Here is a 22,885-nt window from a genome sequence, read left to right on the forward strand (position 1 = left end):
CCAAAATACAAGGCGACACGCACCATGCGCAGCCCCACCACTTTCGATCTGGCCCGGCAAGTCGTTGCCTGTGTGCTTGTGGTGACGGGGTTTCACGGCCCCGTGCAGGCTGCCGACAAAGGCAAGGAGCCCGTCAGCTTCCAGCACAATGACTGGGCCCTGCAATGTGACAACACCCGCACTTGCAGAGCCGTGGGCTACCAGTCGGGGAGCGGTGAGTCTGAGCCGGTCTCCCTGCGGCTGACCCGCGATGCGGGGCCTGATACACCGGTGCTGGTGGACCTGCAGGTGTCCACCGAGAAGGCCTCCCCAGACTCACTGCACCTCAAGGTGGGCGCACTGTCGTTGCAGGGACTCAAGGGTGACACACCCCGCGTGCCCGCAGCGCAAGTGCCCCGCCTGCTGCAAGAGCTGCTCAAGAACGAAGAGGCCACCGTGGCCGCTGGTAAGGACCGATGGGTCCTGTCACTGGCAGGGGCCACTGCCGTGCTGCTCAAGATGGACGAGGCCCAGGGCCGGGTCGGCACACCAGGTGCACTGGTGCGCAAGGGTACGAAGCCCGAGGCTTCGGTGCTGTGGCCCTTGCCGGCCCCAGTGATCAAGGCCGTGATCCCGTTGCCCGCTCGCAAGGCAGATGCCGCGCTGGCCAAGCCGCTGGTCGCTGCGCTGGACCGCGCAAGCACCGAGGGTCAGTGCACTGGCGACGATGCCTTCAACCCCGCCAATGTGCAGGTCCATCGCCTGACGGAGCGCAAGGTGCTGCTGTCTGTGCCGTGTGGCATGGGGGCTTACAACTTCAGCAGCCTGCTGTGGGTGGCCAACGACCGCCCTCCCTATAAGCCAGAGCCCTTGCAGGACGTGGATGGAGATTTCGATCCGGCCTCGGGCACCGTGCATTCCGCGATGAAGGGCCGTGGCATTGGCGACTGCTGGCGGGTGCGCGAGTGGCAATTCGACGGTCAGGGCTTTGTACTGAGCGGCGAGTCTGGCGACGGGATGTGCCGTGGCTTTGCGGGTGGTGCCTGGCAGCTGCCGAGCTACGTGACGCGCTGATGGAGCCTTTGCACTACACCACGCCTTCTTTGTCCCTCCCGAATCATTGTTTTTCTTTCTATTCCCATTGCTATGAAACCCATCCAAGTAGGCCTTCTGGGCATCGGCACCGTCGGCAGCGGCGTGTTCAACGTGTTGCAGCGCAACCAGGACGAGATCAGCCGCCGCGCTGGCCGTGGCATCGAGATCACCATGGTGGCCGACCTGGATGTAGCGCGCGCCAAGGCGGTGGTGGGTGACGGCATCCAGGTCGTCAATGACGCCCGAGCCATCATCGCCAACCCTGATATCGACATCGTGATCGAGCTGATTGGCGGCTACGGCATCGCCCGCGCACTGGTGCTCGAAGCCATCGCGGCGGGCAAGCATGTGGTCACCGCCAACAAGGCCCTGCTGGCCGTGCATGGCACCGAGATTTTTGCCGCCGCATCGGCCAAGGGCGTGATGGTGGCCTTCGAGGCTGCCGTGGCCGGTGGCATCCCCATCATCAAGGCGCTGCGTGAAGGCCTCACGGCCAACCGCATCCAGTGGATTGCCGGCATCATCAACGGCACCACCAACTTCATCTTGTCCGAAATGCGCGACAAGGGCCTGGACTTTGATGTGGTGCTCAAGGAAGCCCAACGCCTGGGTTACGCCGAAGCCGACCCTACTTTCGACATCGAAGGTGTGGATGCCGCGCACAAGGTCACGCTGATGAGCGCCATTGCCTTCGGTATCCCGGTGCAGTTCGACAAGGCCTATGTGGAAGGCATCACCAAGCTGGGCGCGGCCGACATCAAGTACGCCGAGCAGCTCGGTTACCGAATCAAGTTGTTGGGCATCACCAAGCGCGCCGAGAAGGGCGTCGAGTTGCGCGTGCACCCCAGCCTGGTGCCGACCAAGCGCCTCATCGCCAATGTGGAAGGCGCGATGAACGCCGTGGTGGTTCAGGGCGATGCCGTGGGCACCACGCTGTACTACGGCAAGGGCGCGGGTTCCGAGCCCACCGCCAGCGCGGTGATTGCCGACCTGGTGGACATTGCCCGCCTGCACACGGCCGACCCTGAGCACCGCGTGCCGCACCTGGCCTTCCAGCCACAGACTCTGAGCGATGCCATGGACGCGCTGCCCGTGCTGCCCATGAGCGAAGTGGTCACCAGCTACTACCTGCGCCTGCGCGTGGCCGACCAGGCCGGCGTGCTGGCCAAGGTCACGGGCCTGCTGGCCGAGGCTGGCGTGAGCATCGATGCCGTGCTTCAGCGCGAAGCCGACGAAGTCGGAGGCGAAGGATCGACCCAGACCGACCTCATCATTCTGACCCACGACACCCGCGAAGGCACGATGGATGCCGTCATTGCGCAGATGCAGGCACTGCCTACCGTGCTGGCTCCCATCACGCGCATTCGCAAGGAAGAGCTCAACTGATGATGGGCCACGCCGCGCCATGATGCTGCCCCGCCATGCCCACACTGGTTGCCGCCCTGACGCTGTCGGCGCTGCTCAAGATGGCGCATGTCGATTTGCCGCGCTGGCATCTGGCGTTCTGGTTTGGCCTGCTGGTCGCACTGGCCCTGTTCGGGTCCATGTCGCGCACGCAGGCGATCCTCAACGGGGTGGTCAGCTTCGTGGCTGCGTGGCTTTACTTTGTGCTGCTGGAGTACACCGATACCCGCCAGGACCGGGCACTGCACTGGCTCATTCTGATCGGCGGGTTCTTCCTGCTGATCGCCTCGCGTCTCTACATTGACATTCGTGTGTACGGCATCAGCTTTTAGCCAGTTCACAACATTCACAGATACCGACGGGAACCCCTCATGAAGTACCTCAGCACCCGCGGCCATGCAGACCGCAAGCAGTTCTGCGACATTCTGCTCGAAGGCTTGGCGCCCGATGGCGGCCTGTACCTGCCCGAGCACTACCCCCAGGTGGATGACGCCATGCTCACTCGCCTGCGCAAGGCCTACCATGAGCAGGGCTACGCCGAGCTGGCGTTCCAGATCCTGTCGCTGTACATCGACGACATCCCCGCTGCCGATTTGAAGGCACTGTGCGCCAAGACATATACCGCCGAAGTGTTTGGCACGGGCGAGATCGTGCCCCTGCGCCACCTCGAAAACAGCCTTTGGCTCGAAGCCCTGTCCAACGGCCCTACGCTGGCCTTCAAGGACATGGCCATGCAGCTGCTGGGCAACCTGTTCGAGTACGAGCTCAAGCGCCGTGGCGAGCAGCTCAACATCCTGGGCGCGACCAGTGGCGATACCGGCAGTGCCGCCGAATACGCCATGCGCGGCAAAGAGGGCGTTCGTGTCTTCATGACCAGCCCGCACGGCCGCATGAGCGCCTTCCAGCAGGCGCAGATGTTCAGCCTGCAAGATGAGAACATCCACAACATCGCCATCGAAGGCGTTTTCGACGACTGCCAGGACATCGTCAAGGCCGTCTCCAACGACCTGGAGTTCAAGCGCAAGTTCAAGATCGGCACCGTCAACTCCATCAACTGGGCGCGCCTGCTGGCGCAGGTGGTGTACTACTTTGCAGGCTACATCCAGGCCACCGAGACCAATGACCAGAAGGTGAGCTTCACGGTGCCATCGGGCAACTTCGGCAACGTGTGCGCGGGCCATGTGGCGCGCATGATGGGTCTGCCCATTGCCAAGCTGGTGGTGGCCACCAACGAGAACGACGTGCTCGACGAGTTCTTCCGCACCGGCGTGTACCGCGTGCGCAGCAGTGCAGACACGCACGAAACGTCCAGCCCCTCGATGGACATCAGCAAGGCCAGCAACTTCGAGCGTTTCATTTTCGACCTGCTGGGCCGCAACGGCCAACGTACCAAGGCCTTGTTCAGCGCCGCATTGCAAACCTATGGCCGCTTTGACCTGAGCGCAGAGCCGCTGTTTGCCGATGCCGCCACCAAATACGGTTTTGAAAGTGGCAAGAGCACCCACGCCGACCGCCTGGCCACCATCCGCGACAACTATCAGCGCCATGGCGTGACCATCGACACCCACACCGCTGACGGGGTGAAGGTGGCCCTGGAGCACCACCAAGACCCCAACGTGCCGATGATCGTGCTGGAGACGGCGCTGCCCATCAAGTTTGCTGAAACCATTGTGGAAGCGCTGGGCCATGCGCCCGAGCGGCCCGCCAAGTTTGCAGGCATCGAAGACCTGCCCAAGCGTGTACAGGTGATGCCCGCCGACGTGGACCTGGTCAAGGCCTACATCGAACGCCATTGCTCCCCTGCAGCACTGGGGTGAACGGTCGGTACCTGCCTGTCCGCGTGAGCGGCCGGCAGATGCCTGGCGGGCCAGGACAGGGACGTTTTGTGGTCAATATTGCCCCGGGCGTTAGTCTGGTATGCACTTAAAGCTATAAATAACATAGCTAATCAAGGAGCAGTGGATGAAGGTTGTCGGTTTTGCCGGGTTTTCCGGCAGTGGCAAGACCACGCTGGTCGAGCAGTTGATCCCCGCGCTGCGGCTGCGGGGCCTGCGAGTGTCGGTGGTCAAGCATGCTCACCACAGTTTTGATGTGGACCACCCTGGCAAGGACACCTACCGCCACCGCGAGGCGGGGGCTTTCGAGGTGGTCGCGGCATCGGACAAGCGCCTGATGCTGGTGCGCGAGTTCGAGCAGCCCGCCACGCTCAGCGTTCACCACCTGCTGGCCGAGCTGTACCAGGGCGTGGACTGGGTGCTGGTGGAGGGTTTCAAGGACAGCGACCTGCTCAAGATCGAGGTCTGGCGAGCACCCGAGCCGGGGCAAGTGGCAAAGCCCGTGCGTTACCCAGAAGACGATTTTGTGGTTGCCGTGGCCACCGACGCCGCCGAGAGCCTGCCGGTCCCCACGCAATTGCCCTTGCTGGACCTGAACGCACCCGACCAGGTGGTGGAATGGATTATCCAGTACGAGCAGCGCTTTGAATACAACTGGGAACTGCACGGGGGGCTGCTTCCATGCGCCCCGCAATGAAGCCCCTGAAGCCGCTGGACGAAGCGCTGGCGGACCTGCTGGCGCAAGTCCAGCCGTTGCCAGGCGTGGACACCGTCACCACCTTTGATGCCGACGGCCGCGTGCTGGCGCAAAGCTGCGTGTCTGCCTTGCAAGTGCCACCACAGGACAACAGCTCGATGGATGGCTATGCCGTGCGCTGCGCCGATGTAGCTGCGGCGGGGGTGGTGTTGCCTGTGTCGCAGCGCATTCCTGCAGGCAGTGCGGGCGACCCGCTGCGGCCAGGCACGACGGCGCGCATCTTCACTGGCGCGCCAGTGCCTGCAGGCGCCGACGCGATCCTGATGCAGGAAGACTGTGAAGCCCTTGCTGCTACTGATGGCCTGGGGTCAGTGCGTATCAATGCTGTGCCCAAAGTGGGCCAATGGATCCGAAGCGCGGGCGAGGACATCACCCGGGGTGCGGTGGTGCTGTCGGCGGGCACGCGCCTCACCCCTGCAGAACTGGGGCTGGCTGCCAGCATCGGCCAGCACCAGCTGCAGGTTGCGCGCCGCCCGCGCGTGGCGCTGTTCTCCACGGGCGATGAACTGGTCATGCCCGGCGAAGTCCCGCCCGAGCAGATGCGCCCCGGCGCCATCTACAACAGCAACCGCTTCTTTTTGCGTGCCATGCTGATGCGCCTGGGCTGCGAGGTGACCGACTTTGGTATCGTGCCTGACCGGCGCGATGCCACCGTCGACGCCCTGCGCCAAGCCAGCAGCGCACACGACCTGATTCTGACCAGCGGCGGCGTGAGCGTGGGTGAGGAAGACCACATCAAGCCCGCTGTGGAGACGCTGGGCACGCTGGACCTGTGGCAGATCGCGATGAAGCCCGGCAAGCCGTTTGCCTATGGCCGCATTGGCGCCGCCCATTTCATGGGCTTGCCTGGCAATCCTGTGTCGAGCTTTCTGACGTTTGCACTCCTGGTGCGGCCCTTTGTGCTGCGGCTGCAGGGTGTGCAGGACGTGGATCCTCAATCCATCGCTGTTCGTGCTGATTTCATCTGGCCCAAGGCCGATAAACGCCGCGAATTTCTGCGCGTGCGGCACAACGCGGCGGGCGGGCTGGACCTGTTCGACAACCAGAGTTCGGGCGTGCTCACCTCGGCCGCCTGGGGCGATGGGGTGGTGGACAATCCGGCGGGCCAGACGATTGCACCGGGCGATGTGGTGCGGTTCATTGCGTTTTCGGAGTTGCTGGGATGAAGGTTTCTGTGCGCTACTTCGCGTCGATCCGTGAGGCCATTGGGCAAGGCAGCGAGGCGGTCGAAACCGCTGCCATCACGCTGGGTGCCTTGCGTGATGAGCTGATCGCGCGCGGTGGGGACTATGCCAGCAGTCTTGCGCGGGGCCGGGCCGTGCGCATGGCGCTCAATCAGACCTTGAGTGATGAGTCCGCCACCCTGGCCGATGGGGCCGAGGTGGCTTTCTTCCCTCCAGTTACCGGAGGTTGAGCCCGAGCAGGGTTTGCAGGCGCTGCGCCAAGGTGGCAGAGGCCGCCATCATCGGAGCGCGCAATTCATTGCGCATCCAGCCCGCGTGTGCCAATGCGGCCTTCAGCGGCGCTGGGTTGGGCTCAGCGAAGCATGTCTCTATCCACGGCAACAAGGTTTGCCACACGCGGCGGGCCTCGGGCAGGTGACCCGCGCGCAGCAGCTCCATCAGTTCCACAAAACGCGGCGCCTGCCAGTGCGCGCTGGCGGCAATGGCGCCATCGCCGCCCAGGGCCAGGGTGGAGAACATCTGCGCGTCTTCGCCCGCCAGCACCGCCAGACGCCCATCTGCGATCAGCGCCTGGGTCTTGGCTATGTTGCCTCCGCAGTCCTTGATGGCTCGGATACGCGGGTGCTCTGCCAGCGCGAGCAGAGTGTCGGTGGCCAGCGTGGCGCCCGTGCGGTAGGGAATGTCGTAGACGATCAGCGGGGCGGCGCTGGCATCGGCCAAGGTTCGGAACCACTGCAACAAGCCCTCTTGCGACGGGCGGATATAGTGCGGCGCAGGCACCAGCAGCCCTGCCAAGGGGTACTGCGCCAGGGTGTGCACCCATTCCAGCGTGTGGCCCAGGTGGTAGCCAGACAGCCCCATCACCACCGGCAGCCCTTGGGAGGCTCCCAGCGCAGTCTCCAGCACGGCCAGCTGCTCGGCCTTGTCGAGCGCAGCGGCTTCGCCGGTGGAGCCACAGGCCACAAAGCCCGCGATGCCCTGGTCGGCGAGGGTCTTGGTCAGCTTGGTGAGTGCGGGGTGGTCCACGGCGCCGTCGTGAAACGGGGTGACCAGTGGAATCCAGAGACCCCGGAACAGGGTGGGGGAGGCAGAGAATGTGGGCATGCGAAGCATCCTTTCGAGGTTCGACCAAGGGAAGAACCGTCACAGGTGCGCGCGCGAAAAGCCTGGAGTCAAAAAGGGGAGTTTTTGCCAAGGGGTTCCGTCGCTCATCCGGGACGGAACCACACAGCTCCGGTCAGATGAGCTGGGGTTTTTTGGCTTTGACCACGCACTGCAATGCCACCGCAGAAGCGGCGGTCATGGCAAAGAGGGTGTGCGTAGGCATGGGGCGCAGTATAGCGAGACGCCCTCTGTGTTCCAAAGGTGGTCAGCCTGCCAGCGGTGACTGGGCCGCATCGTATGGAGGTTCAGGCTGGGGCGGCACCAGCTCAGGGCATGGCCACACCAGCAGTTCGGCCAGGCGAGTGACGATCCAAGTGGCCTCTGGCACCGACACGCCGGATTCCGCGGTGCACAGTCCGGCGTGGATGCGCCTCAGGATCTCCGCTTCGGAAGGCGCCTGCACGTGGTACAGCGTCTGCGCGTGCTCCACCAGGTGGCCCGCCAGGTCTTCGCACAGCTCGTAGCGGGCGCGCACGCCGTCCGCCTTTTCCGTCAGGCGACCTCGTGCGTCGGTGTACACCGCCATGAAGGAGGGCGGCACGTGGATCTGGTTGTCGTCGTCCATGGGGTGGGTTCAGTCGGGGGTGAACAGCCGCTCGAACCTGGCCTGATCGGAGGCCTGCTCGAAGGTCACCACCTGTCCCATTTTCATGTCCGACAGGCGGCAAGCGCCAAACAGCGTTGTTTTGCCAGCCAGTTCCATCACATCCAGGTCAATGATGGCGTAGGGGTGGGGTACGAAGACCTGGTGCTCGAACACATCGCGGACCGTGTTGCGCGGGGATGGGTAGAGCTTGTAGAGGTCGGTCTGAATCGTTTGTGTGGCCATGGGGCTTTGGGGGCTTGGAAGATCGCGTCCAGGATCGCATGCGGGTACAGTGCGGGCGAATCGTACAGACAAACGTTTTTACCAATCTATGGCACGCAACAAAAGTGAATGGCCCGCCAAGGTGCTGGCGCTGGTCCGGGGCGGCAACCTGCCTGCCGCCATTGCTCAGATCAAGGTGGCACCCACCGTGGGCGACGTTACGCGCCTGCAGGCATTGCTGACCCAATTACCCCCATCGCCCGCACTGGCGCAGCTGAACAAGGTGGTCGAAGAAGAGCGCGCCCTGCTGGCCGCGCCACGGCTGCATCGTTCGCCCTGACGTGCCTTCCTGTCTGAACTCCACACTCCCTGCTGAGAGCTATTTGTCATGACCTTGCCCCGCGTTTCCATCCAGACCGAGGACTTTGACCTGTCCACCGAAATCGCTGCCTTGCGTCGCGAGAACAAGGGTGTGGGTGCTGTCTGCAGCTTTGTAGGCACGGTCCGCGATCGCAACGACGGTGACCTGGTGTCTTCCATGGAGTTGGAGCATTACCCCGGCATGACCGAAAAATCCATCGAAGCCATGGTGGACGAGGCCTTTCGGCGCTTCGATATTTTTGGTGCCCGCGTGATCCATCGCGTGGGACTGCTGCTGCCACTCGACCAGATCGTTCTGGTGGCGGTGACCAGTGCCCACCGGGGACAGAGCTTTCAGGCCTGCGAGTTCTTGATGGACTATCTCAAGACCCAGGCGCCATTCTGGAAAAAGGAACAAACTCCCCAAGGCTCCCGCTGGGTGGATGCCCGGGTGAGCGACGATGCAGCGCTGGCGCGGTGGGGGATCACAGCAGTAAATGCCTGAACTTGGGGGCATCCCCAAGTGGGGCACATAGACTTTCAGGAAAGTGCGAGGCCCCTCAGCCAGCTTGTGGGTGCGTGGTGGCGCGTTGACTCAAGGTTTTTGCGTATACCCCAGGCATGCGCCCGCATTGGCGCGGCCCTTGCACTCCCGATAGAGTCGGCGATCACGATCTGAGCGGCTTTCCTCAGAGGCGCTTCGTTCTTGTTTCACCTTGGTGGATTTTTTCTTTTTGCTGAATTCGCCGTGGACACTTTGGGTTGAATTCTGGCTGGCGGCATGCCCCGCCTCGGGCAGTTGTGCAAGACATAGCGCCAGAGTGAGCCAAAGCAGAGGCGCTGTCCAAGTGCGAAGGGTGGTTTTGGGGGCGAGCTGTTGCAGAAGAGGAAATGGCATGGCGAGTTTTCCGGTGCATTGAGTCGGCTGGAGCGGAGTCTGGTCATCTTAAAGCGCCCTACCGCTGCCCGCGCCGGCGTCTGCATGCGCATCCTGCGATGTGCACCACTGTGAGAATTGCGCGACACTGCCCGCGCCAGGTCGCTCACGATGGGGCTCGTACGGTCGTACAAGCGCAGCGTCAGTGACCGGACTGTGTATGAATCGGGGGTCGGGTTATAATCCGAAGGTTTTGCATGGTGCAAGACGCACGCTCGCGGCCGTTCCAGCTGCTGGCGCAAGTAAAACCATGGTCTTCCGCTTGCGGCAGATCACATTCAAGGAAAAAACATGATCGCATCCTCCATCAAGGCCGAAGTCGTCAAGGCGAACGCCCGTGCTGCCAATGACACTGGTAGCCCAGAAGTGCAAGTGGCCCTGCTGACCGCTCGCATCAACGAACTGACTCCCCACTTCAAGACGCACGCCAAGGACCACCATGGTCGTCGTGGCCTGCTGCGCATGGTGAGCCGTCGTCGCAAGCTGCTGGACTATCTGAAGGCCAAGGACGCTGACCGTTACACCGCGCTGATCGCCAAGTTGGGTCTGCGCAAGTAATTTTCATTGCATGCGAAAACGCCTGGGTTAGTCCGCTAGCTCAGGCGTTTTTTACTTCGGAGTCGCAAAACGGAGCGAAGCTGTGTCATTCCAATGAAGTTGCCGCCATGGATTGGTGCGCAGGTTCCCTGGAATGGCATCGTGTTCTGAATTGCCCTCCAAGACAATCTGGTAGAGCGCTACCAGCTATCAAAATAGGAGCTGAACATGAGTATTTTCAACAAAGTCACCAAGACCTTCCAGTGGGGTGACAAGACCGTCATCATGGAAACGGGCGAGATCGCCCGCCAGGCCTCCGGCGCCGTGCTGGTGAACATTGACGACACCGTGGTGCTGGCCACCGTGGTGGCTTCCAAGTCGGCCAAGCCCGGCCAGGACTTCTTCCCCCTGACGGTGGATTACATCGAGAAGACCTACGCCGCCGGCAAGATCCCTGGCAGCTTCTTCAAGCGCGAAGCCAAGCCCAGCGAGCACGAAACCCTGACCAGCCGCCTGATCGACCGCCCCATCCGTCCGCTGTTCCCCGAAGGTTTCTTCAACGAAGTGCATGTGGTCATCCACACGGTGTCGCTGAACCCCGAAGTGGACGCTGACATCGCAGCGCTGATCGCTACCAGCGCAGCCCTGGCCATCTCGGGCATTCCGTTCAACGGCCCCATCGGTGCCGCACGCGTGGGTTATATCAACGGTGAATACGTGCTCAACCCCGGCCAGACTGCGCGCAAGAACTCGCAGATGGATCTGGTGGTGGCTGGTACCCAAGCCGCAGTGCTGATGGTCGAATCTGAAGCCCAGCAACTGTCCGAAGAAATCATGCTGGGTGCCGTGGTGTTCGGTCACGAGCAGGGCAACGTGGCCATCAACGCCATCCACGAACTGGTGCGCGATGCCGGTAAGCCTGTGTGGCAATGGGAAGCGCCTGCCAAGGACGAAGCCCTCATCTCCAAGGTGGTGGCCCTGGCCGACGACAAGCTGCGCGCTGCTTACCAGATCCGCAACAAGCAAGCACGCACCCAGGCCTGCCGCGAGGCCTACGCCGCTGTGATGGCCGGCCTCAAGGCCGGTGGCGTGGAGTTCGACTCCGTCAAGGTCGAGGGCATGTTGTTCGACATCGAAGCCGGTATCGTGCGCAGCCAGATCCTGGCTGGCGAGCCCCGCATCGACGGCCGCGACACGCGCACTGTGCGTCCCATCGAGATCCGCAACAGCGTGCTGCCCCGTGCCCACGGCTCGGCCCTGTTCACGCGTGGAGAAACCCAGGCGCTGGTCGTGACCACGCTGGGCACCGAGCGCGATGCGCAGCGCATCGATGCGCTGGCCGGTGAGTATGAAGACCGCTTCATGATGCACTACAACATGCCTCCCTTTGCCACTGGCGAAGTGGGCCGCATGGGTTCGACCAAGCGCCGCGAAATCGGCCACGGCCGTCTGGCCAAGCGCGCTCTGGTGGCTGTGCTGCCTACCAAGGAAGAGTTCCCCTACACCATGCGTGTGGTGTCCGAAATCACTGAGTCCAATGGCTCCTCGTCGATGGCTTCTGTCTGCGGCGGCTGCCTATCGCTGATGGACGCTGGCGTGCCTATGAAGGCGCATGTGGCCGGTATTGCCATGGGCCTGATCAAGGACGCCAACCGTTTCGCCGTGCTGACTGACATCCTGGGTGACGAAGATCACCTGGGTGACATGGACTTCAAGGTGGCGGGTACCACTGGCGGTATCACGGCGCTGCAGATGGACATCAAGATTCAGGGCATCACCAAGGAAATCATGCAGGTGGCGCTGGCCCAGGCCAAGGAAGCGCGCATGCACATCCTGGGCAAGATGCAAGAGGCCATGGGTGAAGCCAAGACCGAAGTGTCGAACTTCGCACCCAAGTTGTACACCATGAAGATCAACCCCGAAAAGATCCGTGATGTGATCGGCAAGGGCGGCGCTGTGATCCGCGCGCTGACCGAAGAAACCGGCTGCCAGATCAACATCGAGGAAGATGGCACCATCACCATTGCAGCCACCGACGCTGCCAAGGCCGACGAAGCCAAGAAGCGCATCGAGCAGATCACGGCAGAAGTCGAGATCGGCAAGATCTACGAAGGCCCTGTGACCAAGATCCTTGACTTTGGCGCGCTGATCAACCTGCTGCCCGGCAAGGATGGTCTGCTGCACATCAGCCAGATCGCCCACGAGCGCGTCGAGAAGGTGTCCGACTACTTGACCGAAGGCCAGATCGTGAAGGTCAAGGTCATGGAAACCGATGAAAAGGGCCGCGTGAAGCTGTCCATGAAGGTGCTGGCCGATCGTCCCGCCGGTGGCAGCGACCGTCCTGCGCCCGCAGAGCGTGGTGATCGCGAACCACGCCGCGACCATGGCCGCGATGTTGGACGTCATCCCGCAGAGCAGCAACAGCAGCAGGACTTGCCTGCAGATGGTGCGTCTGCTCAGGTGAACGGCTAAATCGTTGATCTGCTATTGATTTGGGTAGCTGCTGGTGCATGTAAATCATGCGCTGGCGGCCTAAATCATCTCAATCCCTCTCCGGTGAAACCCGTTATGCATGCTGTCGAGATCACATCTTTTGGTGGGCCTGAAGTGCTGCGTCTGGGTGAGCGCCCGGTGCCCGTGGCGGGTGCGGGTGAGCTGCTGATCCGCGTTGCGGCCAGTGGCATCAATCGCCCCGATGTCTTGCAACGATTGGGACACTATGCGCCGCCGCCCGGGACCTCCGATCTTCCGGGCTTGGAGGTGGCAGGGGTGGTTGAGTCGGGCGATGCGTCGGCCATGGCGGAGGCGGGTATCCGTGTGGGTGACCGTGTTTGCGCGTTGGTGGCAGGCGGTGGCTATGCGCAGTGGTGTGTGGCGCCGGTTGTGCAGTGTCTGCCGGTGCCTGATGGTTTCAGTGACGTGGAGGCTGCATCACTTCCAGAGACGTTCTTCACGGTGTGGAGCAATGTGTTTGACCGTGCGCGGTTGCAGTCAGGGGAAGCGCTGCTGGTACAGGGCGGTACGAGCGGGATTGGCGTGACCGCCATCCAGCTGGCTCGCGCCTTCGGTGCTACTGTGATTGCCACCGCTGGCAGCGATGACAAGTGTGCGGCTTGCCTGGCACTGGGAGCGCATCACGCCATCAACTACAAGTCGCAGGACTTTGTGGCCGAGGCGAAGCGAATTACCGAGGGGCATGGTGTTGACGTGGTGCTCGACATGGTCGCCGGCGACTATGTCGCTCGCGAGGTGGAATGCCTGGCGGAGGATGGCCGTATCGTCATCATCGCCGTGCAAGGGGGGGTGCAGAGCGGTTTCAATGCAGGTCTGGTGCTGCGCAAGCGGCTCACCATCACGGGGTCTACGTTGCGTCCGCGTCCTGTGGCTTTCAAGGGGGCGATTGCCCGGGCGCTGCGCGAGCGTGTTTGGCCCCTGCTGGCAACGGGCAAGGTGCGCCCGGTCATCCACAGCACGTTTGCTGCCGCGAATGCTGCCCAGGCCCATGCATTGATGGAATCCAACCAGCACATCGGCAAGATTGTTTTGACGTGGTAATCATGAGCAACAAGAAAAAACTCATCGCAGGCAACTGGAAGATGAACGGCAGTCTGGCTGCCAACGAGGCATTGCTGAAGGCGTTGATTGCAGGCGTGGCGGATGTGGCTTGTGATGTGGCCGTCGCAGTGCCCATGCCGTATATGGCGCAGGTACAAGCACTCACGGCAGGCACCACCATTGCGGTGGCTGCACAGGATGTGTCTTGCCATGAGGTGGGCGCCTATACCGGTGAGGTGTCGGTGGCCATGCTGAAGGATTTCGGCGTGCGTTACGCATTAGTGGGGCACTCCGAGCGCCGCCAGTACCACGGCGAGACGGACGTGGTGGTGGCCGAGAAGGCGCAGCGCGCATTGGCGGCGGGTGTAACTCCTGTGGTCTGCGTGGGGGAGACATTGCAAGAGCGCGAGGCAGGGCTCACCGAAGCCGTGGTCAAGCGGCAGCTCGCAGCGGTGATTCATCTCAACGGCCATTGCATCAGCGAGATCGTGGTGGCGTATGAGCCTGTATGGGCGATTGGCACGGGGCGTACTGCATCGCCGGAGCAGGCGCAAGCGGTGCATGGAGTGCTGCGCACCCAGCTTGCTGCGGCGAGCGAGCATGCAGACCGCATTCGGTTGCTGTATGGCGGCAGCATGAATGCCGCCAATGCGGCGCAGTTGCTGGCGCAGCCCGATATCGACGGTGGCCTGATCGGTGGTGCTTCGCTGAAGGCGCCTGACTTTCTACAAATCATTGCGGCCGCCCGTTGAGGCGGCTGCGAGTCAAACAATTCAATCAGGAGTGAATAGAGAATGAACGTTATCGTGAATGTGATTTTGGCGGTGCAGATGTTGGCGGCCCTGGTCATGATCGGCCTAATCTTGATCCAGCATGGCAAGGGTGCCGACATGGGTGCAGCCTTCGGTAGCGGCAGCTCGGGCAGCCTCTTTGGCGCCAGTGGCAGTGCCAATTTCTTGTCCCGTACCACGGCGGTGTTGGCTGCGGTGTTCTTTGTTTCTACGCTGGCGTTGGCCTACTTTGGCAATGCTCGTCCCGCCAGTTCGGGTAGCGTTCTGGAAACGCCTGCCGCTGCGGTGCCTGCTGGCGCGCCTGCTTCTGAGGCGGTTGTCGTGCCTGCTGTTCCTGCCTCGGGCGCCGCGCAGATCCCGACCAAATAATTGAACTGAATTTCGGCCCAGAGGGCCGAAGCAGGGTTTTTCCGGAGTAGAATTCCGGATTGTCTGGAGAGCCAAAAGCCGCAAGGTTCCTCATGCCATCCAGATGCAAAAATCAGCCGTCGTGGTGAAATTGGTAGACACGCTATCTTGAGGGGGTAGTGGCGAAAGCTGTGCGAGTTCGAGTCTCGCCGACGGCACCAAAACAAAGGCCTGCCTGCATGACCCGGCTTGGGTCCTGACGGGCAAGGCCACAGCGGTGAGCACATCCTCAAGATGAACCTCGATCAGTACCTCCCCGTCCTTTTGTTCATCTTGGTCGGCATCGCCGTAGGCGTTGTCCCCCTCGTACTCGGCTACATACTGGGTCCCAATCGCCCGGATGCCGCAAAGAACTCCCCCTACGAATGTGGCTTTGAAGCCTTCGAGGATGCGCGCATGAAATTCGATGTGCGTTACTACCTCGTGGCCATTCTCTTCATTCTGTTCGACCTCGAAATCGCATTCCTTTTCCCGTGGGCGGTGACGCTGCACGAGGTGGGGGTGGCTGGTTTTGTGGCGGTCGTGATTTTCCTGGCCATCCTGGTCGTGGGTTTTGCCTACGAATGGAAAAAGGGTGCCCTGGATTGGGAATGAGCGGACTTCAACAAGGACAATGCAATGATTGAAGGCGTGATGAAGGAAGGCTTCATCACCACGAGCTATGACTCTGTGGTGAATTGGGCCAAGACAGGTTCCTTGTGGCCGATGACGTTTGGTCTGGCCTGCTGTGCTGTCGAGATGATGCACGCTGCGGCTGCCCGGTATGACATTGGCCGTTTTGGTGCGGAAGTATTCCGTGCCAGTCCCCGCCAGTCCGACCTGATGATCGTGGCCGGCACGCTGTGCAACAAGATGGCTCCAGCACTGCGCAAGGTGTACGACCAGATGTCCGAGCCGCGCTGGGTCTTGTCGATGGGTTCGTGTGCCAATGGCGGTGGTTACTACCACTACAGCTATTCGGTGGTGCGCGGTTGTGACCGCATCGTGCCGGTGGATGTCTATGTGCCAGGCTGTCCTCCAACGGCAGAAGCTTTGATCTACGGGATCATCCAGCTGCAGCAGAAGATCCGCCGCACCAACACCATTGCTCGCGTCTGAAGGGTTGATGATGACAGCTGTTGCCATTCGGCCTGAGAGGCTCAAGGACAATATCTCTGCGGCACTGGGTGCCAAAGTGCGCCAGATTTCGGTCGCTCTTGATGAGGTCACCGTGGTGGTCGCTGCTGCGGACTATCTGGATGCGATGCGCTTGTTGCGCGATTCTGAAGGTTGCCGTTTTGAGCAGTTGATCGATTTGTGCGGTGTCGACTATTCTGCGTATGGCGATGCAGTCCACGAGGGTGCCCGCTACTGTGTGGTGTCGCACCTGTTGTCGGTCAGCCTCAACCAGCGGGTGCGCGTGAAGGTGTTCTGCCAGGACGATGATTTCCCGGTCGTTTCCTCGGTAGCTGATTTGTGGAATGCGGCCAACTGGTACGAACGCGAAGCCTTCGATCTGTTTGGCATCGTGTTTGATGGTCATAACGACCTGCGCCGCATTCTCACGGACTACGGATTTATCGGACACCCTTTCCGCAAGGATTTCCCATTGTCCGGTCATGTCGAAATGCGTTACGACGCCGAGCAGCGCCGCGTGGTGTATGAGCCTGTGTCCATCGAGCCGCGTGAAATCACGCCCCGCATCATCCGCGAAGACAAGTACGGAGGCCTGCACTGAGCCGCCCCGCGCCTCATGTGATTCATCATGGCTGAAATCAAGAACTATTCCCTGAACTTTGGTCCGCAGCACCCTGCGGCGCACGGCGTGTTGCGACTGGTGCTGGAGTTGGATGGCGAGGTCGTGCAACGCGCTGACCCGCACATCGGTCTGCTCCATCGCGCCACTGAAAAGCTCGCCGAGCACAAGACCTATATCCAGTCGCTGCCCTATATGGACCGGCTGGACTACGTGTCGATGATGTGCAATGAGCACGCCTACTGTCTGGCCATCGAGAAACTGTTGGGCCTGGAAGTGCCGTTGCGCGCGCAGTACATCCGCGTGATGTTCTCCGAGATCACGCGCTTGCTCAACCATCTGATGTGGCTTGGCTCTCATGGCAATGACTGCGGCAGTTCCACCATTCTGATCTACACCTTCCGCGAGCGGGAAGACCTGTTTGACATGTACGAGGCGGTTTCTGGCGCGCGCATGCATGCGGCCTACTTCCGTCCGGGTGGTGTTTACCGCGATCTGCCCGACAGCATGCCGCAGTACAAGGTCAGCAAGATCAAGAATGCCAAGGCGCTGGAGGCCCTGAACCAGAATCGCCAAGGGTCTCTGCTGGACTTCATTGATGATTTCACCCAGCGTTTCCCGGGCTGTGTGGATGAATACGAAACACTGCTCACTGACAACCGTATCTGGAAGCAGCGTACTGTGGGCATCGGCGTAGTGCCGCCTGAACGGGCCTTGAACCTCGGCATGACCGGGCCTATGCTCCGCGGCTCGGGTATCGCCTGGGACCTGCGCAAGACACAGCCGTACGATGTATACGACCGTGTGGATTTCGATGTGCCGGTGGGCAAGACAGGGGACTGCTACGACCGCTATCTGGTGCGCGTGCAGGAAATGCGCGAGTCCAATCGCATCATCAAGCAATGTGTGGACTGGCTCAGGGCCAATCCTGGTCCGGTGATTACCGACAACCACAAGGTGGCTGCGCCCGCACGTGAATCCATGAAGTCGAACATGGAGGAGCTGATCCACCATTTCAAGCTCTTCACGGAAGGTTTCCACGTGCCAGAAGGGGAAGCCTACGCGGCCGTGGAACACCCCAAGGGCGAGTTCGGCATCTATCTGGTGAGCGATGGCGCTAACAAGCCGTATCGTCTCAAGATCCGCGCGCCAGGTTTTGCGCACTTGGCCACGCTCGACGAAATGGCGCGTGGCCACATGATCGCGGACGCTGTCGCCATCATTGGCACCATGGATATCGTGTTCGGAGAGATTGACCGATGATTACCGAAGCGACCAAGGCGCGGTTTGCGCGCGAAGTGGCCAAGTACCCTGCGGACCAAAAACAGTCTGCGGTGATGGCGTGCTTGTCCATCGTTCAGCAAGAGCAGGGCTATGTCAGCGCTGAGAGCGAAGCAGTGATCGCCGACTATCTGGGCATGGCGCAGATCGCTGTGCACGAAGTCACGACCTTCTACAACATGTACAACCAGCAACCTGTGGGCAAGTACAAGCTCAACGTTTGTACCAACTTGCCTTGCCAGTTGCGCGACGGGCAAAAGGCGCTGAATCATCTCGAAAAGAAGCTGGGTGTCTCGATGGGTGAGACCACGCCTGATGGTCTGTTTACTCTGCAGCAATGCGAATGCCTGGGCGCCTGCGCTGATGCCCCGGTGATGCTGGTGAACGATCGCACGATGTGCAGCTTCATGGACAACGACAAGCTCGACCAGCTTGTCGACGGCCTTCGGGCTTCGGAGGGTCAGTGATGACCACGGCAGCACAAATACTCTCCCAGTTCCAGGCAACGGGCGTTCAGACCTGTTTCCATGACCGTCATATCAATCCGCAGATTTATGCGGACCTGAACGGCAGCAATTGGAGCATCAAGGATTATGAAGCGCGTGGTGGCTATCAGGCGCTCCGTCGCATCCTGGGTAAAGATGGCAGTGACGGTCTCACTCAAGATCAGGTCATTGCCACTGTCAAGGAGTCCGGCCTGCGTGGCCGCGGTGGTGCGGGCTTTCCTACGGGCCTCAAGTGGAGCTTCATGCCCCGCTCCTTCCCAGGTCAGAAGTATTTGGTGTGCAATTCCGACGAAGGCGAGCCTGGTACCTGCAAGGACCGCGACATCCTGCAGTTCAATCCGCATATCGTCATAGAAGGCATGATCATCGCTGCCTACGCGATGGGTATTTCTGTGGGTTACAACTACATCCACGGCGAGATCTTCCAGACCTACGAACGTTTCGAGGCCGCGTTGGAAGAAGCGCGTGCGGCGGGCTACCTGGGTGACAACATCCTGGGTGGCAGTTTCAGTTTTCAGCTGCACGCAGCCCATGGTTTCGGCGCCTACATTTGCGGTGAAGAAACTGCATTGCTCGAATCGCTGGAGGGCAAGAAGGGGCAGCCCCGTTTCAAGCCGCCGTTTCCGGCCAGCTTTGGCCTCTATGGCAAGCCAACCACGATCAACAACACGGAAACCTTTGCTGCTGTGCCGTGGATCATTCGCAATGGCGGCGCGGCGTACCTGGAGTGTGGCAAGCCCAACAACGGCGGCACCAAGATCTTCTCGGTGTCTGGTGACGTAGAGAAGCCTGGCAACTACGAGGTGCCCCTCGGCACGCCATTCGCCAAGCTGCTGGAGTTGGCCGGTGGTGTGCGCAAAGGCCGTCAGCTCAAGGCGGTGATCCCTGGTGGCTCGTCAGCGCCTGTCTTGCCTGCATCCGTCATCATGGAGTGCACGATGGACTATGACTCCATCGCCAAAGCTGGCTCCATGCTGGGGTCGGGCGCAGTGATCGTCATGGACGATTCCCGGAGCATGGTCGAAAGCCTGCTGCGTCTGTCGTATTTCTATTCGCACGAATCCTGCGGCCAATGCACGCCTTGCCGCGAGGGCACAGGTTGGATGTGGCGAGTTATTGATCGTATCCAGCATGGTCAGGGCCGCGAAGGTGATCTTGATTTGCTCAATTCGGTGGCGGACAACATTCAGGGGCGCACCATCTGTGCGTTGGGCGATGCTGCAGCTATGCCGGTGCGCGCCATGATCAAACACTTCCGTCCCGAGTTTGAGGCACTGATCCGGAACAAGGCCCCGCAGGCCGCGACTTCCGTCTGATCGCGAGAGAACATATGGTTGAAATTGAACTGGACGGTCAGAAAGTGGAAGTCGCCGAAGGCTGCATGGTGATGCATGCAGCCGAAAAGGCTGGCACTTACATTCCGCATTTCTGTTACCACAAGAAGCTTTCGATTGCCGCCAACTGCCGCATGTGCCTGGTGGACGTGGAGAAGGCTCCCAAGCCCATGCCTGCCTGTGCCACGCCGGTCACGCAGGGCATGATCGTGCGCACCAAGAGCGACAAAGCCATCAAGGCTCAGCAGTCGGTCATGGAGTTTTTGCTGATCAACCACCCCCTGGACTGCCCCATCTGCGACCAGGGTGGCGAGTGCCAGTTGCAAGACCTAGCCGTGGGCTACGGTGGTTCCTCTTCGCGCTACGAGGAAGAAAAACGCGTGGTGTTCCACAAGGATGTTGGCCCGCTGATCTCCATGGAAGAGATGAGTCGCTGCATCCACTGCACCCGCTGCGTGCGGTTCGGTCAGGAGGTGGCCGGCGTGATGGAACTGGGCATGATCCATCGTGGTGAGCACTCTGAAATCACCACGGTCACCGGCGACACGGTGGACTCGGAGCTGTCGGGCAACATGATCGACATATGCCCCGTGGGTGCATTGACCAGCAAGCCTTTCCGTTACAGCGCCCGTACATGGGAACTGTCGCGCCGCCGTTCCGTCAGCCCGCATGACTCCACCGGTGCTAATCTCATTGTGCAGGTGAAGAACCACAAGGTCATGCGCGTCGTTCCGCTCGAGAACGAGGCTGTGAACGAATGCTGGATCGCCGACCGCGACCGTTTCTCTTACGAATCGCTGAACAGCGACGAGCGCCTGACCCAGCCCATGCTCAAGCAGGGTGGGGTCTGGAAGGAAGTTGACTGGCAGACGGCGCTTGAGTACGTGGCCAATGGCCTTAAGAACATCAAGAGCGACCACGGGGCATCCAGCATCGGCGCGCTCGTGAGTCCGCACAGCACGTTGGAAGAGCTGTACTTGGCCAGCGCCCTGGTGCGTGGCCTTGGTAGCGACAACATCGACTATCGCCTGCGTAACGCCGAGTTTGCTGCTCCTGAAGGCATTCGTTGGCTCGGCACCTCCATCGCCTCGTTGTCCACGCTGCAGCGCGTGCTGGTCGTGGGCTCCAATCTGCGCAAGGACCATCCACTGTTTGCGCAGCGCATCCGCCAAGCGGCCCGTCATGGCTGCCAGGTCAGCGCCATCGCTGACGTGGCCTACGACTGGGCCATGCCTGTGCAGTCGTTCGTCGCCCAGGGCGCGAGCGAATGGGTGTACACGCTCGGACGCATCGCTTCGGCCATCGCCCAGGAAAAGGGCGTTACCGCTCCGCAAGGTGCTGCAGCTGCCGACGATGCTGCGCAGGCCATCGCCCGCTCGCTGCTGGGCGGCGAGCGCAAGGCCGTGTTGCTCGGCAACGGTGCGGCGCACCACGCGCAGGCTACGCAATTGCTGGCCCTGGCCAACTGGATTGGCGAGCAGACGGGTGCATCCGTCGGCTATCTCACGGAAGCGGCCAATACAGTGGGCGCCCAGTTTGTGGGTGCTCATCCTGTGAATGGTGGATTGAATGCGGGTCAGATGCTCTCCGGTGGTTTGAAGGCAGCTTTGCTGCTGAACACCGAGCCGGTTCATGATTCCGCCGCAGGTGCTCAGGCGATAGCCGCCCTTGCTGGCGCAGAGATGGTGGTCACTTTGAGTCCCTTCAAGGCCAACCTGGAGTTCAGTGACGTTCTGTTGCCAATTGCTCCATTTACGGAAACATCGGGCAGCTTTGTAAACGCGGAAGGCCGCATACAGGGCTTCCATGCCGTGGTGCGTCCTCTGGGTGATACCCGTCCCGCATGGAAGGTCCTGCGCGTGCTGGCCAACTTGCTGGGCGTACCGGGATTCGACTTTGAAACCTCGCAGGATGTTCTGGCTCGTGCTACCAATGCCCCGGCAGGCACGGTCACGCAAGTGCCGGCAGCACAACTGTCGAACACCGTGAAGGCTGTGCCTGGTGCGACGACAGCAGCTGGTGAACCTGTGGTGGCTTCTATCTATCAACTCGACGGACTGTTGCGCCGTTCCACGTCGCTGCAGCTGACTGCCGACGCGCGCCTGGCACGTGAAGGAGTGGCCGCATGATCGATGCGATCTACAACGCGGGCCTGAACCTGCTCTCCTTTGGCTGGTGGACCGGTATTGTCTGGCCAGTGCTCTGGATCCTGATCAAGATCGTCTGCATCCTGGCGCCGCTCATGGGCGCTGTGGCATATCTCACTTTGTGGGAGCGCAAGCTGCTGGGCTTCATGCAGGTGCGACATGGCCCCAACCGCGTGGGCCCCATGGGGTTGCTGCAGCCTATTGCTGACGCGCTGAAGCTGCTGACCAAGGAAATCATCCAGCCCACGGCGGCCAGCAAGGGCCTGTTCGTGCTCGGACCTGTCATGGCCATCATGCCCGCCCTGGCTGCCTGGGTGGCGATTCCTTTCGGCCCCGATGTGGCCCTGGCCAATGTGAATGCTGGTTTGCTGCTGGTCATGGCAATCACTTCCATTGAGGTCTATGGCGTGATCATCGCGGGCTGGGCCTCGAACTCCAAGTACGCCTTCCTGGGCGCGTTGCGTGCTTCGGCACAGATGGTGAGCTACGAAATCGCGATGGGTTTCTGTTTCCTCGTCGTGATCATGGTGTCGGGCAGTATGAACCTGACCGAGATCGTACTCGGGCAGGGCCGGGGCATGGCAGCGGACAAAGGCCTGACTTTCCTGTCCTGGAACTGGCTGCCTCTTCTGCCTATCTTCCTCGTGTATCTGATTTCCGGCGTGGCTGAAACTAACCGTCACCCCTTTGACGTCGTTGAAGGTGAAGCGGAAATCGTCGCTGGTCACATGGTCGAGTACTCGGGCATGGGCTTCGCGATCTTCTTTCTGGCCGAGTACGCCAGCATGTGGCTCGTATCCATTCTGGCTGCTCTCATGTTCTTGGGCGGTTGGCTGCCCCCGATCGACAGCGCCGTGTTCAACTGGGTTCCAGGCTGGATCTGGCTGGGGCTCAAGACCTTCCTCGTCGTGTCCATGTTCATCTGGATCCGGGCAACCTTCCCCCGGTTCCGCTATGACCAGATCATGCGCCTGGGTTGGAAGATCTTCATTCCGGTCACGCTGGTGTATTTGTTGTTTGTTGGCGGGTGGTTGCTCTCGCCTTGGAATATCTGGAAATAAGCGGGGA

26 protein-coding genes and 1 tRNA gene are annotated in these 22,885 nt (G+C 61.2%); 23 read left to right on the forward strand and 4 right to left on the reverse strand.

Translation table 11 applies throughout. From position 1 onward, the window contains the following. Nucleotides 1-24 precede the first annotated feature (24 nt). From AC1Q64_RS08525 to moaD, 7 genes are all read left to right on the forward strand, one after another. Nucleotides 25-1,053 (forward strand): DUF1176 domain-containing protein, encoded by a 1,029-nt coding sequence (locus AC1Q64_RS08525; protein WP_492251031.1) that lies wholly within the window; start codon nucleotides 25-27, stop codon nucleotides 1,051-1,053. Nucleotides 1,054-1,125: 72 nt separating this feature from the next. Next, on the forward strand, nucleotides 1,126-2,460 hold the full coding sequence (locus AC1Q64_RS08530; RefSeq protein WP_492251032.1) for a homoserine dehydrogenase: 1,335 nt from the start codon (nucleotides 1,126-1,128) through the stop codon (nucleotides 2,458-2,460). A gap of 35 nt (nucleotides 2,461-2,495) precedes the next feature. After that, on the forward strand, nucleotides 2,496-2,810 hold the full coding sequence (locus AC1Q64_RS08535) for a response regulator (RefSeq protein WP_291432678.1): 315 nt from the start codon (nucleotides 2,496-2,498) through the stop codon (nucleotides 2,808-2,810). Nucleotides 2,811-2,849: 39 nt separating this feature from the next. Then, entirely contained in the window at nucleotides 2,850-4,295 is a 1,446-nt protein-coding gene (gene thrC / locus AC1Q64_RS08540) for a threonine synthase (RefSeq protein WP_291432677.1), read from the forward strand. 145 nt (nucleotides 4,296-4,440) lie between these two features. Next, a complete protein-coding gene (mobB, locus tag AC1Q64_RS08545) occupies nucleotides 4,441-5,010 on the forward strand; it encodes a molybdopterin-guanine dinucleotide biosynthesis protein B (protein WP_492251033.1) in 570 nt (189 codons plus the stop codon). Continuing rightward, nucleotides 4,995-6,236 (forward strand): molybdopterin molybdotransferase MoeA, encoded by a 1,242-nt coding sequence (locus tag AC1Q64_RS08550; RefSeq protein ID WP_291432675.1) that lies wholly within the window; start codon nucleotides 4,995-4,997, stop codon nucleotides 6,234-6,236. The genes mobB and AC1Q64_RS08550 overlap by 16 nt, the downstream gene beginning before the upstream one ends. Continuing rightward, the gene (gene moaD / locus AC1Q64_RS08555) at nucleotides 6,233-6,484 is read left to right on the forward strand and encodes a molybdopterin converting factor subunit 1 (protein ID WP_291432674.1); all 252 of its coding nucleotides are present in this window, start codon (nucleotides 6,233-6,235) and stop codon (nucleotides 6,482-6,484) included. Before AC1Q64_RS08550 ends, moaD begins: the two co-directional genes overlap by 4 nt. Here the strand turns inward: moaD and dapA are convergent. From dapA to AC1Q64_RS08570, 3 genes are all read right to left on the reverse strand, one after another. After that, on the reverse strand, nucleotides 6,471-7,358 hold the full coding sequence (dapA, locus tag AC1Q64_RS08560) for a 4-hydroxy-tetrahydrodipicolinate synthase (RefSeq protein ID WP_492251034.1): 888 nt from the start codon (nucleotides 7,356-7,358) through the stop codon (nucleotides 6,471-6,473). The genes moaD and dapA overlap by 14 nt on opposite strands. A 265-nt stretch (nucleotides 7,359-7,623) precedes the next feature. Beyond that, nucleotides 7,624-7,983, reverse strand: coding sequence for a hypothetical protein (locus AC1Q64_RS08565; RefSeq protein WP_291432672.1), 360 nt, complete (start codon nucleotides 7,981-7,983; stop codon nucleotides 7,624-7,626). 9 nt (nucleotides 7,984-7,992) lie between these two features. Next, entirely contained in the window at nucleotides 7,993-8,247 is a 255-nt protein-coding gene (locus tag AC1Q64_RS08570) for a hypothetical protein (RefSeq protein ID WP_291432671.1), read from the reverse strand. A gap of 88 nt (nucleotides 8,248-8,335) precedes the next feature. On the opposite strand from AC1Q64_RS08570, the gene AC1Q64_RS08575 reads away from it, so the two are divergent. Together AC1Q64_RS08575 and AC1Q64_RS08580 are read left to right on the forward strand one after the other, a co-directional pair. Further along, the gene (locus AC1Q64_RS08575) at nucleotides 8,336-8,566 is read left to right on the forward strand and encodes a hypothetical protein (RefSeq protein WP_291432670.1); all 231 of its coding nucleotides are present in this window, start codon (nucleotides 8,336-8,338) and stop codon (nucleotides 8,564-8,566) included. A 48-nt stretch (nucleotides 8,567-8,614) separates the two neighbouring features. Continuing rightward, on the forward strand, nucleotides 8,615-9,091 hold the full coding sequence (locus tag AC1Q64_RS08580) for a molybdenum cofactor biosynthesis protein MoaE (protein WP_492251035.1): 477 nt from the start codon (nucleotides 8,615-8,617) through the stop codon (nucleotides 9,089-9,091). Nucleotides 9,092-9,181: 90 nt separating this feature from the next. Here the strand turns inward: AC1Q64_RS08580 and AC1Q64_RS08585 are convergent, their stop codons facing one another. After that, nucleotides 9,182-9,484, reverse strand: coding sequence for a hypothetical protein (locus AC1Q64_RS08585; protein WP_291432668.1), 303 nt, complete (start codon nucleotides 9,482-9,484; stop codon nucleotides 9,182-9,184). A gap of 330 nt (nucleotides 9,485-9,814) precedes the next feature. Here AC1Q64_RS08585 and rpsO point away from each other — a divergent pair, with 330 nt between their 5' ends. From rpsO to nuoH, 14 genes are all read left to right on the forward strand, one after another. Next, the gene (rpsO, locus tag AC1Q64_RS08590) at nucleotides 9,815-10,081 is read left to right on the forward strand and encodes a 30S ribosomal protein S15 (RefSeq protein ID WP_005793232.1); all 267 of its coding nucleotides are present in this window, start codon (nucleotides 9,815-9,817) and stop codon (nucleotides 10,079-10,081) included. 207 nt (nucleotides 10,082-10,288) lie between these two features. Then, nucleotides 10,289-12,532, forward strand: coding sequence for a polyribonucleotide nucleotidyltransferase (gene pnp / locus AC1Q64_RS08595; protein WP_492251036.1), 2,244 nt, complete (start codon nucleotides 10,289-10,291; stop codon nucleotides 12,530-12,532). A gap of 96 nt (nucleotides 12,533-12,628) precedes the next feature. After that, on the forward strand, nucleotides 12,629-13,615 hold the full coding sequence (locus AC1Q64_RS08600; protein WP_291432740.1) for an NAD(P)H-quinone oxidoreductase: 987 nt from the start codon (nucleotides 12,629-12,631) through the stop codon (nucleotides 13,613-13,615). Between the two features lie 2 nt (nucleotides 13,616-13,617). Further along, nucleotides 13,618-14,367 carry a triose-phosphate isomerase gene (gene tpiA / locus AC1Q64_RS08605; RefSeq protein WP_492251037.1) on the forward strand — a complete coding sequence of 250 codons (750 nt, stop codon included), beginning with the start codon at nucleotides 13,618-13,620 and terminating at the stop codon, nucleotides 14,365-14,367. Nucleotides 14,368-14,409: 42 nt separating this feature from the next. Further along, nucleotides 14,410-14,775: a preprotein translocase subunit SecG gene (gene secG / locus AC1Q64_RS08610; protein WP_291432665.1), complete on the forward strand. Its 366-nt coding sequence runs from the start codon at nucleotides 14,410-14,412 to the stop codon at nucleotides 14,773-14,775. A gap of 115 nt (nucleotides 14,776-14,890) precedes the next feature. Then, a tRNA-Leu gene (locus tag AC1Q64_RS08615) sits at nucleotides 14,891-14,975 on the forward strand. Nucleotides 14,976-15,048: 73 nt separating this feature from the next. After that, on the forward strand, nucleotides 15,049-15,408 hold the full coding sequence (locus tag AC1Q64_RS08620) for an NADH-quinone oxidoreductase subunit A (RefSeq protein WP_056061547.1): 360 nt from the start codon (nucleotides 15,049-15,051) through the stop codon (nucleotides 15,406-15,408). A gap of 24 nt (nucleotides 15,409-15,432) precedes the next feature. Next, on the forward strand, nucleotides 15,433-15,912 hold the full coding sequence (locus AC1Q64_RS08625; RefSeq protein WP_007849129.1) for a NuoB/complex I 20 kDa subunit family protein: 480 nt from the start codon (nucleotides 15,433-15,435) through the stop codon (nucleotides 15,910-15,912). Nucleotides 15,913-15,922: 10 nt separating this feature from the next. Beyond that, a complete protein-coding gene (locus AC1Q64_RS08630; protein ID WP_291432664.1) occupies nucleotides 15,923-16,531 on the forward strand; it encodes an NADH-quinone oxidoreductase subunit C in 609 nt (202 codons plus the stop codon). Nucleotides 16,532-16,558: 27 nt separating this feature from the next. After that, nucleotides 16,559-17,812, forward strand: a complete 1,254-nt coding sequence (locus tag AC1Q64_RS08635) for an NADH-quinone oxidoreductase subunit D (protein ID WP_291432663.1) — start codon at nucleotides 16,559-16,561, stop codon at nucleotides 17,810-17,812. Next, entirely contained in the window at nucleotides 17,809-18,297 is a 489-nt protein-coding gene (nuoE, locus tag AC1Q64_RS08640) for an NADH-quinone oxidoreductase subunit NuoE (protein ID WP_291432662.1), read from the forward strand. Before AC1Q64_RS08635 ends, nuoE begins: the two co-directional genes overlap by 4 nt. Next, the gene (gene nuoF, locus AC1Q64_RS08645; protein WP_291432661.1) at nucleotides 18,297-19,652 is read left to right on the forward strand and encodes an NADH-quinone oxidoreductase subunit NuoF; all 1,356 of its coding nucleotides are present in this window, start codon (nucleotides 18,297-18,299) and stop codon (nucleotides 19,650-19,652) included. Before nuoE ends, nuoF begins: the two co-directional genes overlap by 1 nt. A 14-nt stretch (nucleotides 19,653-19,666) precedes the next feature. Beyond that, on the forward strand, nucleotides 19,667-21,799 hold the full coding sequence (gene nuoG / locus AC1Q64_RS08650; RefSeq protein WP_492251038.1) for an NADH-quinone oxidoreductase subunit NuoG: 2,133 nt from the start codon (nucleotides 19,667-19,669) through the stop codon (nucleotides 21,797-21,799). Continuing rightward, on the forward strand, nucleotides 21,796-22,878 hold the full coding sequence (gene nuoH, locus AC1Q64_RS08655) for an NADH-quinone oxidoreductase subunit NuoH (protein ID WP_274108678.1): 1,083 nt from the start codon (nucleotides 21,796-21,798) through the stop codon (nucleotides 22,876-22,878). The genes nuoG and nuoH overlap by 4 nt, the downstream gene beginning before the upstream one ends. Nucleotides 22,879-22,885 lie beyond the last annotated feature (7 nt).

Source organism: Acidovorax sp. GW835-FHT14G06, assembly GCF_058793595.1.